The 16,453-nt window shown below is 59.0% G+C and carries 14 protein-coding genes and 1 pseudogene; 6 read left to right on the top strand and 9 right to left on the bottom strand.

The window, feature by feature from the left end:
- The first annotated feature begins 44 nt into the window (after positions 1-44).
- Positions 45-1,280: an aromatic ring-hydroxylating oxygenase subunit alpha gene (locus AC07NR_RS05405; RefSeq protein WP_495077993.1), complete on the top strand. Its 1,236-nt coding sequence runs from the start codon at positions 45-47 to the stop codon at positions 1,278-1,280.
- 28 nt (positions 1,281-1,308) lie between these two features.
- Here AC07NR_RS05405 and yddG read toward each other — a convergent pair whose 3' ends face one another.
- The gene (gene yddG, locus AC07NR_RS05400; protein ID WP_495077992.1) at positions 1,309-2,208 is read right to left on the bottom strand and encodes an aromatic amino acid DMT transporter YddG; all 900 of its coding nucleotides are present in this window, start codon (positions 2,206-2,208) and stop codon (positions 1,309-1,311) included.
- Positions 2,209-2,575: 367 nt separating this feature from the next.
- Here yddG and AC07NR_RS05395 point away from each other — a divergent pair, with 367 nt between their 5' ends.
- On the top strand, positions 2,576-3,886 hold the full coding sequence (locus AC07NR_RS05395; protein WP_495077991.1) for an MFS transporter: 1,311 nt from the start codon (positions 2,576-2,578) through the stop codon (positions 3,884-3,886).
- Positions 3,887-3,946: 60 nt separating this feature from the next.
- Here the strand turns inward: AC07NR_RS05395 and AC07NR_RS05390 are convergent, their stop codons facing one another.
- Positions 3,947-5,935, bottom strand: a complete 1,989-nt coding sequence (locus AC07NR_RS05390) for a peptidase U32 family protein (protein ID WP_085708386.1) — start codon at positions 5,933-5,935, stop codon at positions 3,947-3,949.
- A gap of 286 nt (positions 5,936-6,221) precedes the next feature.
- A complete protein-coding gene (locus AC07NR_RS05385) occupies positions 6,222-6,602 on the bottom strand; it encodes a RidA family protein (RefSeq protein WP_495077990.1) in 381 nt (126 codons plus the stop codon).
- A gap of 508 nt (positions 6,603-7,110) precedes the next feature.
- Between AC07NR_RS05385 and AC07NR_RS05380 the strand changes: the two genes are divergently transcribed.
- The gene (locus tag AC07NR_RS05380) at positions 7,111-7,494 is read left to right on the top strand and encodes a DUF6124 family protein (protein ID WP_495077989.1); all 384 of its coding nucleotides are present in this window, start codon (positions 7,111-7,113) and stop codon (positions 7,492-7,494) included.
- A 109-nt stretch (positions 7,495-7,603) separates the two neighbouring features.
- Here AC07NR_RS05380 and AC07NR_RS05375 read toward each other — a convergent pair whose 3' ends face one another.
- On the bottom strand, positions 7,604-7,921 hold the full coding sequence (locus AC07NR_RS05375) for a hypothetical protein (RefSeq protein WP_248741160.1): 318 nt from the start codon (positions 7,919-7,921) through the stop codon (positions 7,604-7,606).
- 427 nt (positions 7,922-8,348) lie between these two features.
- On the opposite strand from AC07NR_RS05375, the pseudogene AC07NR_RS05370 reads away from it, so the two are divergent.
- Together AC07NR_RS05370 and AC07NR_RS05365 are read left to right on the top strand one after the other, a co-directional pair.
- Positions 8,349-8,459, top strand: a pseudogene (locus tag AC07NR_RS05370) (hypothetical protein); the annotation flags it as partial.
- Between the two features lie 261 nt (positions 8,460-8,720).
- On the top strand, positions 8,721-9,416 hold the full coding sequence (locus tag AC07NR_RS05365) for a transposase (RefSeq protein WP_495077988.1): 696 nt from the start codon (positions 8,721-8,723) through the stop codon (positions 9,414-9,416).
- A gap of 56 nt (positions 9,417-9,472) precedes the next feature.
- Here the strand turns inward: AC07NR_RS05365 and AC07NR_RS05360 are convergent, their stop codons facing one another.
- Positions 9,473-9,865 carry a hypothetical protein gene (locus AC07NR_RS05360; RefSeq protein WP_495077987.1) on the bottom strand — a complete coding sequence of 131 codons (393 nt, stop codon included), beginning with the start codon at positions 9,863-9,865 and terminating at the stop codon, positions 9,473-9,475.
- Positions 9,866-10,115: 250 nt separating this feature from the next.
- A complete protein-coding gene (locus AC07NR_RS05355) occupies positions 10,116-10,319 on the bottom strand; it encodes a hypothetical protein (protein WP_495077986.1) in 204 nt (67 codons plus the stop codon).
- Positions 10,320-10,744: 425 nt separating this feature from the next.
- Between AC07NR_RS05355 and AC07NR_RS05350 the strand changes: the two genes are divergently transcribed.
- Entirely contained in the window at positions 10,745-12,427 is a 1,683-nt protein-coding gene (locus tag AC07NR_RS05350) for an MFS transporter (RefSeq protein ID WP_134826597.1), read from the top strand.
- Between the two features lie 44 nt (positions 12,428-12,471).
- Here AC07NR_RS05350 and AC07NR_RS05345 read toward each other — a convergent pair whose 3' ends face one another.
- The 3 genes from AC07NR_RS05345 to AC07NR_RS05335 are packed head-to-tail and all read right to left on the bottom strand — an operon-like array spanning position 12,472 to position 16,406.
- Positions 12,472-14,505, bottom strand: coding sequence for an LTA synthase family protein (locus tag AC07NR_RS05345; protein ID WP_495077985.1), 2,034 nt, complete (start codon positions 14,503-14,505; stop codon positions 12,472-12,474).
- A 3-nt stretch (positions 14,506-14,508) separates the two neighbouring features.
- Positions 14,509-15,111 (bottom strand): hypothetical protein, encoded by a 603-nt coding sequence (locus AC07NR_RS05340; RefSeq protein ID WP_495077984.1) that lies wholly within the window; start codon positions 15,109-15,111, stop codon positions 14,509-14,511.
- On the bottom strand, positions 15,111-16,406 hold the full coding sequence (locus tag AC07NR_RS05335) for a sialidase family protein (RefSeq protein ID WP_495077983.1): 1,296 nt from the start codon (positions 16,404-16,406) through the stop codon (positions 15,111-15,113). Before AC07NR_RS05335 ends, AC07NR_RS05340 begins: the two co-directional genes overlap by 1 nt.
- Positions 16,407-16,453 lie beyond the last annotated feature (47 nt).

Genomic DNA, 16,453 nt, shown 5'->3' with positions numbered 1-16,453 from the left:
AGGCTGGAACCCGTTCCGGCCCTACGCGCATGACGAGGATAACAATGAACAATAAAGACACCGTGGCTGACCTGATCGCCCAGCGCAAACCCTGGCACTCCCTACCGGGCGCCCTCTACCAGGATGAAAACGTCTATCGCCAGGACCTTGAACAGATCTGGTACAAGGACTGGATCTTCGCCGGGCACACCTTCGAAATTTCCAAACCCGGCCAGTACTTCACCCTGCAGATCGGCGATTACCCGGTCGCCGTGGTGCGTGGCAAGGATGGCGAAGTCCGGGCGTTTCACAACGCCTGCCGCCATCGCGGCGCCAAGATCTGCGAACACGAGCACGGCAAGGTCGCGAAGATGGTCTGCCCCTATCACAAGTGGACCTACGAGCTGGACGGCAACCTGCTGTTCGCCGGCAATATGGGCCAGGATTTCGACAAGGCCCAATACAACCTCAAGTCCGTGCATTGTGAGATCGTGCACAGCTACATCTATGTCTGCGTCGCCACCAGGGCACCGGACTTCGAAGGCTTTCGCAAGGCCGTCAGCCCGTTCATTGCCCCGCATTATCTGGACCACTGCAAAGTGGCGTTCGAGTCGACCATCATTGAGCAAGGCAACTGGAAACTGGTGTTCGAGAACAACCGCGAGTGCTACCACTGCGACGGCTCCCACCCCGAACTGCTGAAATCCTACGTCGACAACCCGTCCGTGGGCGGCGCCGGCGGCGAGGATGATCCGCACCTGACGGCCTACTGGAACACCTGCGAGAAGGCCGGATTGCCGAGCCGTCTGGTGATGGACATCAACGGCCAGTACCGCATGACCCGCATTCCGCTGTCGTCCGGGGCCGTCAGCTACACCATGGACGGCAAGCCTGCGGTGAACGGGCGTCTGGACAAAACCGCCGAGCCGGACATCGGCGCCCTGCTCTACTTTCATTACCCGTCCACCTGGAATCACTTCCTAGGCGACCACGCGCTGAGCTTCCGGGTGCTGCCGATCAGCGCCACGCAAACCATGGTCACCACCAAATGGCTGGTGCCGGACTCGGCGGTGGAAGGCATGGACTACGACCTCGAACGCCTGACCAAAGTCTGGGTCGCCACCAACGATCAGGACCGCACGCTGGTCGAAGGCACCCAGCGCGGCGTGACGTCCCCGTCCTATGAACCGGGGCCCTACTCGGAAACGGCGGAAACCGGCGTCTGTCAGTTCGATGACTGGTACTGCGCCACGATGATGGACCGGCTCAAGGGGCCGGTTCCGTTGAAGTCCGTAGGCTGATTGGCATTCGCGGCAGCGCCGGTTTTTTTCAGGAGATCTGGCGTTGCCGCGTCGCCTGCCAACAGATCAGCGACCCCACGGTCACCAGCACCGCGCCCTGCCAGAACTGCATCTGCAAACTGACCCCCAGCCACAGCGCGGCGAACGCCGACGACAGGACCGGTGCGCCGTAGGACGCGGTGGCCAGCAAGGTCAGATTGCCGCGCAGGATGCCGATGTTCCACAGCGCATAACCGCCGGCCATGGCGATGCCGGTAGCGATCAGTTCCAGGGAGTTGCCCAGGGTGAAGGTGGAAATATGTTCATTGCTGAAGCCCCACTTCACCCACAGCACAATGGCCGTCAGCACGAAAAACAGCACCACCAGACTCTGCCCGTTGGCGTAGCGGCGCGTGACGTTGCAATACAGCGCAAACGTGATCGCACAAGCCAGCGCCAGGCTGTAACTCAGCGGGTTGGAATTGACGTTGGCGATGATCCCCGGCAACGACAGGCCCTGGCCGCTGACCACCCAGAGAATGCCAAACAGCGCGAGCGCACTGCCGGGAACGATGAACCAGCGGGTCTTCTGCCCGTTCATGAAGATCGCCAGCACCACGGTCAGGCACGGCCACAGGTAATTGACCACGCCCAGTTCGATGGACTGTTGCCGGTCACTGGCAAAACCCAGCGCCAAAGACAGGCACACCTCATAGGCAACGAACAACCCACTGCCGAGCAGGAGATACAGTGTTGACGTGGAACGAAGACGCGGCCGCCCGAGAAACATCACCAGCAGGATCGCCCCCAGGGTGTAAATCATCGCCGCCCCGCCCAGAGGGCCGAAATGTTCACTGACGCCCCTGATCAACCCGGCGGCGGTGCTCCACAACACAATCGCCAACAACCCGCACGCCGTGGCGGCACGCTCGCCTCTTATCTGCATCATTGCCTCTGGATCAATATCGCGATTCGACCGCACAGGCTAACGAGGGAAACCGGATCGATACAGCAACTTTTCATCCGGGCAATGAATGCGCTGGGGTTATCGATTCGGCCTGCGTCCCAACGTCGCAGGCCCGGCACCTTGGCAAACGCCGCACAAGGCTTAAAATCGCGCCTCCTCTTGCAGCCGCCCGACCGGCGCCTGCCCGCAGCCATGACAACCCTCAGGTTTGAACAGCCGGCCACTTTCATAAAGTGCGCCAGGCCCAATCGTCCTGCCCGTTCGGCGGTCGTTTGTCTTCAACACACTTCGGCTTGGCACTCGCATGCGCAGAGGCGCACGTTCCGCTGTTCGATCACTTGAGGTTTTTATGACACCGCGTTTGCTGGCCATGGCGCTGGCGCCCCTGCTCGGGCTATTCATTGTTGCCCTGGGCAACGGCTTTCTGTCTTCTTTGACCACCCTGCGCCTGGGCGCGGCCGGCGAATCGGCGACGATGATCGGCATCGTGTCCTCGGCTTATTTCATCGGCCTGACCTTGGGCGCGATTTTCAACGACCGGCTGATCCTGCGCATCGGCCACATCCGTGCCTATAGCAGCTTCGCCTCGCTGATCGCCGCGACCATCCTGCTGCAAGGGCTGTTTTATGACACCTGGGGCTGGGTCGTCCTGCGCCTGATCAACGGCTGGGCCACGGTCGGCGTGTTTCTGGTGATCGAGAGCTGGCTGCTGCTGGCCGGTGACGCGAAGATTCGCGGCCGCCTGCTGGCGCTGTACATGATCGTCCTCTACGGCGCCGGGGTGCTGGGTCAGGCGTTTTTGGGGAGAATCACCGGGCTGGGCGACACCGCTCCGTTCATGGTCGCCGGCATGCTGGCGACATTGTCGGTGCTGCCGATCGTGATCCTGCCGCGCGTTTCGCCGTTGCTGGAACAGGTCGAACCTCTCAAACCACGGGCCTTGCTCGGCGTATCGCCTACCGGACTGGTCGGCTGCTTCGGTTCCGGCGTGACTATCGCCGCGATCTACACCCTGCTGCCGTTGTACCTGCAACGCATCGGCCTGAACGTCGGCGAAGTCGGCAGCATGATGGCCTGGACGGTCCTCGGCGCGATGCTCCTGCAATACCCGGTCGGGCGCTGGTCCGACCGCAAGGATCGTCTGCAAGTGCTGACCGTGCTGTGCGCCGCGTGCACCGTGCTGTCGCTGGTGATCGTGCTGGTGCCGCTGTCCTCGGCCATGCTCGCGGCGATGCTGTTCCTGCTGGGCGGCGGCGTGTTCGCGCTGTACCCGGTGGCGGTCAGCCATGCTGCCGACCGTGCGCCGGTCGAAACCCTGGTGCCGATGATTCAGGGCATGTTGCTGATCAACTCGCTGGGCTCGGCGATGAGCCCGCTGCTGATTTCGCCGGCGATGAACGCCCACGGCGAAACCGGCCTGTTCTGGGCTTTCGCCCTGGTCAACCTGGCCATGGTGACGTTCTTCTTCTGGCGTCGCGGCAAGCGTCCGGTGCCGGCCAACCCGGCGCCGTTTGCGGCGGCAGCGACCTTTTCGCCGACCGGTGCAGAGCTGCGGGTGACCGAGGATCTGCGTCAGGCCGCGCAGGAGCACCCGCCGATGGTCGATGCGTTGAGTGGCGAAGCGGCGCCGCCAACGGGATCGCGCTACGAAGCCAGTTGAGTTTCTGGCGGGCATAAAAAAACCGGTGACTTTCGTCACCGGTTTTTTATTGCCTGCTAATCAGTGCGGCGCCCGAGGAATGGTCTTCATCAGGTCTTCAGGGCTGATATGCCCCACCACACTGCCCGGCTGCGGCAGATTCAGGATGTGGCCCTTCATCTTGCCGATCACGTGCATTTCGCAGGGTTTGCAGTCGAACTTCAGGGTCAGAACTTCGTCGCCGTGAATCAGCTGCATCGGTGCGACTTTGGTCTTCACGCCGGTCACGCCTTTGGCCTGTTTCGGGCACAGGTTGAAGGAGAACCGCAGGCAGTGCTTGGTGATCATCACCGGCACTTCGCCCGCCTCTTCATGGGCCTCGTACGCCGCGTCGATCAGCTTCACGCCGTGACGGTGATAGAAGTCGCGGGCCTTCTGGTTGTAGACGTTGGCCAGGAACGACAGGTGCGCTTCCGGATACACCGGCGGTGGCGTGGTCTCGGCCTTGCGCGAACCGCGCGGGTGGGCGGCAACGCGGGCGGCGGTCAGCGCTTCGATCACTTCGCGGCGCAACGACTTGAGCTGCGAGTTCGGGATGAAGAACGCTTGCGGCGCATCCAGTTTGATCGAGGTCGCGTGGTACTCGGTGGTGCCGAGCTGGCCGAGCAGATCATGCAAGGTGTCCAGCGCCTGTTCCGGTTTGTTGGCGACGCCGAACGGGCCGTCCAGCGCAACGCTGGCGCTGATGCCCTCTTCGCTGGTCACGGTCAATTCCAGACGCTCTTCACGCAGCTTCGCCAGCCAGCTCACGCCGATACGACGCTCGGCGGAGGTCTTGAGCAAGGCCTGCTGCCAGTTGTGGTCGAGGTTGCGGTTCAGCGGGTGGTTCGGGCGCAACTTGTACAGGCCTTCCGGCATTTCGTTCGGCTCGACGCGGTAGCGGTAGCGCTTCTCGCCTTCTTCCTCGAACTCGCCCTTGGCTTCGGCGATGTTGGCGCGGAAACCCACCACTTCGCGTTTGACCAGCACGTTGAGGCCATCGCCGTTGGACAGCGGCTCGTGGGTGATGACCTGCATGTCACGCTTGCCGACTTTCTCGACCGTGCCCACCGCCAGACCGGTGAAGGTTGGCGAATCGAACGCGCCGATGTCGATCTTGCGCTCGCTGACGAAGTAGTCGGTGCTGCCACGGTGGAAGGTCTTTTCCGGGTCCGGCATGAAGAAATGCGCGGTACGGCCGCTGGAGGCGCGGGCCAGGTCCGGGCGGTCGTTGAGCACGTCGTCGAGGCGTTGGCGGTAATAGGCGGTGATGTTCTTCACGTAGCCCATGTCCTTGTAGCGACCTTCGATCTTGAACGAACGCACACCGGCCTCGACCAGCGCGCGGATGTTGGCGCTCTGGTTGTTGTCCTTCATCGACAGCAGGTGTTTTTCGTAGGCGATCACGCCACCCTTTTCGTCTTTCAGGGTGTACGGCAGACGGCAGGCCTGGGAGCAGTCGCCCCGGTTGGCACTGCGCCCGGTCTGCGCGTGGGAAATGTTGCACTGACCGGAAAACGCCACGCACAAGGCGCCGTGGATGAAGAACTCGATGGCGGCATCGGTTTCATCGGCGATCGCGCGGATTTCCTTGAGGTTCAGTTCACGGGCCAGCACCAGTTGCGAGAAACCGGCCTGATCGAGGAACTTCGCCCGCTCAAGTGTGCGGATATCGGTCTGGGTGCTGGCGTGCAGCTCGATGGGTGGAATGTCCAGCTCCATCACGCCCAGGTCCTGGACGATCAGCGCATCGACGCCGGCGTCGTACAACTGATGGATCAGCTTGCGCGCCGGCTCCAGTTCGTTGTCGTGCAGGATGGTGTTGATGGTGGTGAAGATGCGCGCGTGGTAGCGACGGGCAAATTCCACCAGTTCGGCAATTTCGCTCACCTCGTTGCACGCGTTGTGGCGCGCACCGAAGCTCGGGCCGCCGATGTACACCGCGTCGGCGCCATGCAGGATGGCCTCGCGGGCGATGGCCACGTCACGGGCGGGGCTGAGCAGTTCCAGGTGATGTTTGGGCAAGGACATATGTTTTTTTAGTCAGGCTGTCACGGTCGAGGCGCGCATTGTAGCCGCGAAACGCGTGGCCGGCACGCCTGTGCTGCCGGGTGGCAACTGCCGACAATTCCGGGAGCATCGCAATCCCTGTGGGAGCTGGCTTGCCCCAGATCCCGCAGACACCCAAAAACCTGTGGGAGCTGGCTTGCCAGCGATAGCGGTATATCAGCTAGAGGCGTATTGCCTGACACGACGCCATCGTCGGATCGCCGCCCGGAGCAAGCTCGCTCCCACAGGGAAGTGTCACGGGGCTAAATCAGGCCTTGGCGGCCATCGCGGTGACTTCCACCTTCATCCCTTCAACCGCCAGCGCCGCCAAGCCCACCGCTGCACGCACCGGCCATGGCTTGGCGAAGTAGCGCTTGTACACTTCGTTGAACGCAGCGCGATCAGCCATATCGGTCAAATAGATGGTCAGGTGCAGCACCCGGTCCATCGAGCTGCCGGCCTTTTCCAGTGCAACTTTCAATGCCTGCAACGTGCATTCGCTTTGCGCAGTGACGTCGCCCAGTTCCAGGCTGCCGTCGGCGCGGGTCGGAATCTGGGTCGACATCAGGATGCCGTTGAATTCGGTCACGTCCGAAGAGATCGAGTCTGCATCCGGGTCCGGGGTGTAGGTGATGTCTTGGTTGGCCATGGGAAAGTCCTTCGCTGGCAGTGAGGACGGCGCCATCGCGCGCCGTATCGGGCGGCCAGTTTACAGACACGGCGGCGGGTTTGAAGCCATGGCGGTTTTCGGGGTGGGTTCTGACGGATGTTTCGGTGTGTTTTGTCGGCCGCCAAACACGTTTCGATGCGTGTGTTTAAAGACACCAGGAGTTACGCGCAATTGCCCACAAATCCTTGCGCCAGAGCCTACGGCTACGCCAGAATCCGCCGGCTTGTGCGCCTTGGGGTCGGCCGGTAACTTGGATCGGGTCACTGATTTCCAGTGATCGGGTTTAGTAGCCCGTTGGTAATTGAAGAGTGCACAGGTGTCTGTCAGTCAGGTATTCCCATGCCTGGATTTGATGGTGGCTGTGCGTAGGGTGCCCTCGGGCACGCCGGCTTTCTTCTTTTCCCCGGTCTACTAACCTGCGCACAGCTGCCTCCACCCCTGTTTAGTAGCTCGGGTCTGGCGGCTTCAAAACAGGAAAAGAATGAATATGTTCAAAATTACACCGAATCCCCCGGTCACCGAACCGGCCAGCATCACCGACCCAACGTCCCCCTACGAATGCCCTGACTCCAAGAGATTCAACGAAGCCGCCAACCGCGCCCTCGACTACCACCTCGGCCCGATGACAGCCCACATGATGGCCGCGCCCTACTCCCCCAACCGCCTCTACCAGACCAACCCGGCCAGCAACAACGAATCCCTGTTGGTCGACGCCGTCGAAACCCTCGGCTCGGCCAACGTCATGCTCCACAACTTCGCCGACCTGCTCCAAGGGCCTCACCGCAAGACCGCGCAGGGTATTGCGCAGGTTGTGATGCTGGCGGAGCTGGCGGTGAATCGGGTGTTGGATAAAGTTGTGCCGACGGAATAAGTCGCACCGGTAAAGTCTCATTTACGCTACCACTCAACATCAAAAGGGGACGATTAAACAAATCTGTCCCCTTTTAATTCCGTCCCCTTTTAATTCCTTTTGACCTAATTTATTTCGACTGAGCCTCATCCCCTACATAAGCATCTTTTTGCCCCATGCCAACCATAATACCGTGGTGCGCCCTACTATATCTTTCATCAAACAAAGCCGAAGTCGAATCCAAAAAGTCTGAAACGATGACATCCTCGGTATACCCCAAGATTCCCCGCAGCTTCTCGGAATCATTCACATATACCAATGCCTTTGATTTTGACCTGTCGATCTGAATAGCATCAAAACCAATTCCCATAACCCTTAGCTTTGCTTGAAGATCTGAATCCGTTAGTAATTCTTCCGAGGGAAGATTCATCAACAGTAATTTTTTCACAACCACACCCTCCAACAGACAATACAACCAACAAAGACAATCAAAGGGGACAGATTTAATTACTGCGCCCCCATAAGCAAAGTATCAACATAAATACCCACAAACACACCTGATAGAAATGACAGGTTTTAATACTTATTTAGAACAACAAAAATTCTGAATAACTATAAAAACCACGAACGCAAACTCATTTAATTCATTCCCTCCCCGAACCAACCAACCCATCTCCATTTCGCCCCATCCACACCGTTCCCAACTGGATATCCCCCCAATCCCAATTATGCTCAAAGAAACCCCGCCCTCCCGCGAGGTCGAGAGTCTGTGCACGCTCCACGAAGCACCTGCTCCAGCACCAACCAAAGGCCTCGGGTACGCGACGTTGATGAAGTGCTCCGGCCTCTAACAACAAGCACGACGGAGAACCCCCATGGCCGTACTCGACAGCATGTCCACCGGCAGTGCGCCGCATCCGCACCACAGTGTCAGCAAGGAGGAGCGCAAGGTCATCTTCGCCTCCTCCCTCGGCACGGTGTTCGAACAAAGGGGACAGATTTATTTTCCGACCCTCCACCCGAAAAAGTATCGACATAAAGGCCTAAAACCACACCTGATAGAAATGACAGTTTTTAATACTGATTCAGAACAACCAAAATTCTGAACAATCATAAGAGGTAGCAGGCACAGACTTATTTAACTCACCCTCTCAGCCCAAGCGGATACATTCTCTGACACATCCCACCAGCTTCAGCCTCACCACCTTCTAAACTTCATCCGTCAAAACAAGGACGTAGGAAGACTCATGCCCAGAACGGGACGCATCGTGCTACCCCACTACCCGCACCACATCGTGCAGCGCGGCCACAACAGGCAGGTCGTATTCGCCGCGCCAGCTGACTTCGAACGCTATCTCTCTGACCTGCGCGAACTCAAAGAAGCATTAGGTATAAAAGTTTATGCCTACTGCTTGATGACCAACCATGTCCACTTGCTGCTCGCCCCTGGGGAATCAACGTCCAGCCTTGGACAGCTCATGAAAGCCCTCGCCGGACGGATGACGCGGTATCGCAACAAGGTAGAGGGGAGGACCGGGACGCTGTGGGAAAGTCGCTACAAATCCAGTGTCGTTCAATCCGACACTTATCTACTGGCTTGCAGTCGCTACATCGAGCTAAACCCGGTGCGGGCCCGGATGGTGGCGCGTGCAGAAGATTATCGCTGGTCAAGTTTTGCTCTGCGCCTGAGCGATTTCTCTGCATCCACATGGCTGGACAAAGATCCCTGTTTTCTGGAGCTGGGGCCTACGGATGCCATACGGCGAGAACGCTATAAATCGTTTATTGAGATGGCGACACCCACCAATGAATTGCAACTCATAAGGGGTGCACTTCAGCGGAGCCAACTGACTGGAAACACGAGATTCGTCGACGAGATCGAGAAAATCACCGGAAAACGAATTGACTTCAGAGCGCGAGGACGGCCCGAAAAAGATGCTTAACGTCAAAAGGGGGCGATTAAATAAATCTGTCCCCTTTTGATGTTAATATTTTTGAATCAGGGAGCGTACAAGTCCAACATCCCCTCCACCCTTTCATCACATTGAACGTCACTTACAAAGCACAAAAGAGTACCCTTGTAATTGCTAATAGTAGTCGTTGGTTTCGTTTTGACCGTTATGACTGTCTTCGCCGCCGAGAATGCCTGATAAGTTGAGGTGAGTATTGAATTCCGTCCTTGCTCACCAATGAACTGCACCGCACAGCTAACTTTCCCCTGTAGATCATCGTCCACAGTCAATTCAACCCCAATGGGGCTCCCTGCCGCCACGTCGGGTGTTGTCAGAAGTGCTGACACTCCATCGCAGGTGGTCGGTGCTGCCTGTAGAACTACCGGCACACCTGAAGCGATAAAAAACACAAAAGCCATACTTGCGCCAAGGTAACTCATAAGTTCTCCTCCTTAACGGCGAGGACGCCCAGATAAAACTGCTTATCGTCAAAAGTGGCGATCAAATAAATCTGTCCCCTTTTGATTTTCCTGGCGAGGTTAGTCGCCGCTACCACTCAAAATCAAAAGGGGACGATTAAATAAATCTGTCCCCTTTTGGTTGATTAAATAAATCTGTCCCCTTTTGGTTTTCTTTTGATTTATTAAATAACTCTATCCCCTTTTGATTTTGTTCACCTTTGTTTAACTTTTAATCTACTTCCTCCATGCCTGAATCATTATCAAGTTCCGGCATATCCTCAGGAGCCTCGCTCGGTTCATCTGTATCATCAATAGACAATCCAAGCTTGATCATTCGCCCAGAAGTGGAGGTTGGCGACACACTATCTGCCTCCGAGGCCTCGGCTTGACCAGTACTATCTTCCGACGTATCACTCATATTTAACTTCGCCATAACACACACCCCTTGCAATCTAGGCAGTTAGCAATTCAACGGGGACAGATTTATTTTCTGCGCCTCACCCACAAGCAAAGTATCAACACAAATAGCCGCAATCACACCTGATAGAAATGACAGTTTTTATACTTATTCAGAACAACCAAAACTCTAAATAACCATAAGAGACTACGGGCGCAGGCTCATTTAACTCATCCCCTCCCCGAACCAGCCAATCCATCTCCATTTCGCCCCACCCACACCGTTCCCAACTGGATATCCCCCCAATCCCAATTATGCTCAAAGAAACCCCGCCCTCCCGCGAGGTCGAGAGTCTGTGCACGCTCCACGAACCACCTGCTCCAGCAGCAACCAAAGGCCACGGGTACGCGACGTTGATGAAGTGCTCCGGCCTACAACAACAAGCACGACGGAGAACCCCCATGGCCGTACTCGACAGCATGTCCACCGGCAGTGCGCCGCATCCGCACCACAGTGTCAGCAAGGAGGAGCGCAAGGTCATTTTCGCCTCGTCCCTCGGCACGGTGTTCGAGTGGTACGACTTCTACCTCTACGGCTCCCTCGCCGCGATCATCGCCAAGCACTTTTTCGCCGGGGTCAACGAGACCACTTCGTTCATCTTCGCCCTGCTCGCCTTCGCCGCCGGTTTTGCGGTGCGGCCGTTCGGTGCGGTGGTGTTCGGGCGGCTGGGGGACATGATCGGGCGCAAGCACACGTTTCTGATCACGATTGTGATCATGGGTGTGTCGACGGCGATTGTGGGTTTCCTGCCGGGTTACGCGACCATCGGGGTCGCGGCGCCGATCATTCTGATTACCCTGCGGTTGCTGCAAGGTCTGGCGCTGGGCGGTGAATACGGCGGCGCGGCGACCTATGTGGCCGAGCATGCACCGAAGGGCAAACGCGGGTATTTCACCTCGTGGATTCAGACCACGGCGACGCTGGGGCTGTTTCTGTCGCTTCTGGTGATTCTGGCCTGCCGCACCGCGTTGGGCACCGAGGCGTTCGAGGCCTGGGGCTGGCGGATTCCGTTTCTGCTGTCGATCCTGCTGCTGGCGGTGTCGGTGTACATCCGTCTGCAACTGAACGAGTCGCCGGTGTTCATGAAGATGAAGGCCGAAGGCAAGGCCTCGAAAGCGCCGCTGACCGAATCCTTCGCCCGTTGGGACAACCTGAAAATCGTGATCATGGCCCTGCTCGGCGGCACCGCCGGGCAAGCGGTGGTCTGGTACACCGGGCAGTTCTACGCGCTGTTCTTCCTGCTGCAAACCCTGAAGATCGACCCGCAGACCGCCAACCTGCTGATCGCCGGCTCGCTGCTGATCGGCACGCCGTTCTTCGTGATCTTTGGCAGTCTGTCCGACCGCATCGGGCGCAAGGGCATCATCATGGCCGGGTGCATTCTGGCGGCGGTGACCTACTTCCCGATTTTCCATGCGCTGACCCAGTACGGTAACCCCGACGTGTTCATCGCTCAGGAAAAGAACCCGGTCAAAGTGGTCGCCAGCCCTGACCAGTGTTCGTTCCAGTTCGATCCGGTGGGCAAGGCCAAATTCACCAGCTCCTGCGATCTGGCGAAAACCATCCTGGCCAAACGGGCGATCCCGTACGAAAACGTGGTGGCGGAACCGGGCACCGTGGCCCAAGTACGTATCGGCGACAAGGTCATCGAAAGCTTCGAAGGTACCGCCCTGCCGGCCGCCGACTTCAAGACCCGCAACGACGCCTTCACCGCCAGCCTAGGCACCGCATTGAAAGAGGCCGGTTACCCGGAAAAGGCTGACCCGGCCAAGACCAATTACCCGATGGTCTTGCTCCTGCTGACCGTGCTGGTGATCTACGTGACCATGGTTTACGGCCCGATTGCGGCATGGCTGGTCGAGCTGTTCCCGGCGCGCATCCGCTACACCTCGATGTCGCTGCCCTATCACATCGGCAACGGCTGGTTCGGCGGCTTCCTGCCGACGGTGGCGTTCGCGATGGTCGCGGCCACCGGGGATATCTACTACGGCTTGTGGTACCCGATTGTCATCGCGGTGATGACGGCGATTCTCGGTATCTTCTTCATGCCGGAAACCAAGGATCGCGACATCCATCACACCTGAAACCGTGGCGGCCCTCTTTCATAGAGAGAGGGCCGCCGCTCGTTTCAACGCACGTTGCGATACAGCATCAGCCGTGCGCTTTCATGCAGTCCCCGGGTCAACTCGACCAGTCTCTGAAATTCCTCAGGATGCGCCTCGGCGACGTTCTCCAGCGGTGTCGCCGATTTCAGGTTATGCAACGTCGGCGCGCTGCCGTCGTGTTGCATCTGCAGGAGATGGTCCTTGGTCACCCCGCCGATCAGCGGGAATGTCCCTTCGCGCAAAACCAACGGCACCACCCGCTCGCCTTCGGGCGACGGTTGCTGCAGGTCGCGGCCCATCGTGCCGTTCTCGAAAGCCACGCCGGCCATGCCCGCCACGGTTGGCAGCAAATCGGCAAGCCCCACCGCCTCTTCGATCACCTTCGGCTTGAGCAGCCCCGGCGCATGAATCAGCATCGGCACATGATTACTTTCCAGCCCCAGTTGTTCGAAGGCCGGCGGCATGTGCGGGATGCGGCTGATGCGCGTGTTGTGATCGCCGAAGAACACAAAAATCGTGTTGTCGTAGTAGCCGCCAGCCTTGGCCAGTTCCATCAGGCGACCGATGTTGAAGTCCAGCAGGCGCACCGCGTTGTATTGCTCGACGCTGCGTGAGCCGGCGTTTTGCACCTGCTCCAGCGACAGATTGCTGACTTCGAAGCCGTCGTTTTCCTTTGGAATGGTGAACGGCCGGTGATTGCCCGAGGTTTGCACGTAGGCAAAGAACGGTTTGTCCTTGGGCAGTGCGCGCAGAATCTCATCGCCCTCCTTGAACAGATCCAGATCGGAAATCCCCCACACATCCACCCGTGGCGAACGCCAGTCGCGTTCCTCGTACAGGCGCACGCCGTCGATGCTTTGCTGGATCAGCGCATTGATGTTGGCCCAACCGGCGTTGCCGCCAATCATGTAGAGCTTCTGGTAATCAGTGAAGGCATTGATCAGCGTGCGCTGGTTGGTGATCAGCGGATGGCGGGTGGCGGTCTCCTGCCGGGTGACGTCGGGGACGCCGGTGATGCTCGCCCACACGGTTTTCGCAGTGCCGGTGACCGGGACGTAGAAATGTTTGAAGAACCAACTCTCGTTTGCCAGCCGATCCAGGTTAGGCGTCGGATTTAACGGGTTTCCGTATGCACCCACCGCGCTGGTACCGAGGGATTCGAGCATGACAAACATCACGTTCGGTGCACGCTCGGCCGCGACGTTGTAGGGCTGCACGGATTGCCGACGCTCAAATGTGAGGTTTTGCACATCCGGACGGTCCACACCCAGATAACTGGAAATCACCGGGTAATGCGCCCGCACCTGCGCCTCGTCGAACTGCGCCTGCCCCGCCTTCAGAGTGTCATAGAGGAACAGCACCGGATTCAGGCCCACGGCGGCAATCTGTCCGTTGCCGGAAAAGAACGCATCGCTCCAGCGCAGCGGCACCGGGTTTTCCAGGTTGAGCTTGTCGACCCGACCCAACAGCGCCAGCAGGACGGCCACCACGCCGAGCCCCGTGCCCACGGCGATTGAGCTGCGGCGAATCACCCGAGGTTCACGAGCCAGCGTCAGCCGTTCCAGCCGCACAAAACCGTAGGACCACAGCGCCAGAACGGCGAGCCAACCCAGCGCAATCCAGAATACCGGATAGGTTTCCCAAACCATCTGCTGCGAAATCTGCGCATCGTCCAGATAACGCAATACCGTGGCGTTGATCCGCACGCCAAGGTAGGCGTAATGGCCGAAGTCGATGATGTACACCAGACCGATCAGCCCCAACGCCAGCAGCAGATAAACCCGGGCCACACCGCGCAACAGCGGCACCGTGGTCAGATTCCAGTGCGGCAGCCACGCGACCACCGCCAATGGCAGCACCAGCAACAGCGCCAGCCTCAGGTCGAAACGAAAGCCGATGCCCAGGGTTTGCAGCCATTGCGGATCGGCAAAGAACTGCGCGGCATCCACCCCGGAAAACCCGATCAGGAACACCAGCCGCAGCAAGGCAAACAGCAGAAACGCCAAACCTGTCACGCCCACGCCATAGCGCAGGCGACGCGATTGCAACCACCCCATCGTTTACCTCTGTGTTGTTCGTTGAGATGGCAGGAATTGCCACGCGGTCTTAATGCAAAGTCCAAATCCGGCGATCAGGCAATAACCCGCCAGCAAAGGGTCGACCAGGTAATCCCAGTAGTTTTCCGAAGGCTTGAGGCGCAGCGCGAATGCCAACGTGGCCAGTGCCAGCATCGCGACGCCGAGCATGTTGCGCAGCCACAGCAGCGCCAAAGTCGCCAACCCGATAAGCACGATCATCGGCCGTGGATTGAAGCCCCATCGGTAAGGATCGACATAGGTCAGACCCATCGTCGCCGGGTACAACAGCGCCGTCAGCACCACGAACAGTCCCAGAATCTGGCCCCGTGTCAGCGGTTTCAGTTGGGGAACCACACCAAGGCGCAACAACGCGGCCCAGCCCAGAAACACCAGCGTGGTGATCGCCAGATCATCGGTAAAGCTGCGCACATACGCCGCCAGCGGCAAGCCGCCCAGCGGAATGAAGCTGACCAGTGCCAGCGCCGGTAACAGCCACGGACGCCAGCGTTGGGTGAATTGAAAGGAACCCAGCAGAACAAAACCGAGCAGGATGAAACTCAAATGGGCTTGCCAGAGAAACAGCATCACAGGCGCTCCGCCAGCCAGGCATCGTTGAAGCTGACATGTTTGATGAAAGTGTTGTTCCAGGAATACACCAGGTGATACAGGCCATCGCTGCCACGGCTGAAGTACGGGTATTCGTACTCGAATTCACAGCCTTCGGGCTTGCACACGCGGTAGTCGAGGTTGCTCAGGAAACGTTGTTCCAGTGGCAAACGCTGGGCGCCGCTGGAGGCGCGAAAGCCTTCGCCGATGATTGCCTTGTAGGCCTCGGGCGAAAACGGCTGGCCGAGGGGATCGGGGGACTGGTCGAGTTCGATCACGTTGCGCCAGTCGTTGAGATTGGCATCGGTGCCATACAGGCTGAGCTTGAAGCGACCGTCACGCAGATCATTGAGCGCCACCAGCAGGCCGTCATCAGCCGTGCCCACTGCCGCCAGCGACGAATTGGGGTTGGCCGGTTCCAGCGGATAGGGTTCGCTCCAGGTCTGCCCGGCGTCTTCGGTGCGGCTGGCCAGCACCTTGTGATGGGTTTCACCGGCATAACGCAGCATCGCCACGGCGCGGCGCTCGTCCTGCGGCACGATGGTCGGTTGCAGCGAATGCTTGCCCCGGCTGATGCGGAATTTGTCGATCACCGCGCCGTCCGCGCTCAGATACAGATACTCGGCGAATTTGCCCATGAACTCGTGATACACCGGCAGGCCAATGGAGCCGTCGGCATGGAACACCGGCGCGGCGCGCACCAAAGTGCTGATGTTGAAGAACGGCGAGGTGATCAACTGTCGCGGCGCGGTCCAGTTGCGCCCCAGGTCATCGGAAACCATCACATTGATCGCACTGGTGGCCCAGCCACCGACGGACACCGACACGTAGAACATCCACAAGCGCTGATCCGGCGCGAGGGCGATCACCGGGTTACCGAGTTTGCGGATGTAGCGCTGGGTGCCGGCGACGGTGGATTCGCGGGTGGCCAGCACCTGTTCGGCGCCCCACTCTGCGGTTTTGGCGTTGAAGCGCGCGGTGCGGATCTGCACGTCGGCGGCACCTTCGCGGGAGCCGGCGAACCACACGGCCATCAGGTCGCCGCCGGGCAGCGCGGTGAGCGAAGACGAATGCACGAAATCATCCAGTTCCGAGGACACGAAACGGCTGCTGTACATCGGCTCGGCCGCATTCGCCGAAGCCTGGACCGCAGGCGTTTCAACTGCGAACGGCGCCAGCACATGCTCCGGGTGACTGCGCCACGCCGCGATAAAAATCAGGCTCACGGCGAGCGCGGCGACAACGAATTTCAAACGAAAGGACAAGGCACGCATAGGCAGCTCATGGCAGTTACGAGATGGCAAACCATCGAAAGGACATC

It is taken from the genome of Pseudomonas sp. GW821-FHT09C09 (genome assembly GCF_059418105.1).
Note: the sequence above shows the minus strand (reverse complement) of the source record. Positions and strands in the feature narration are given on the sequence as shown.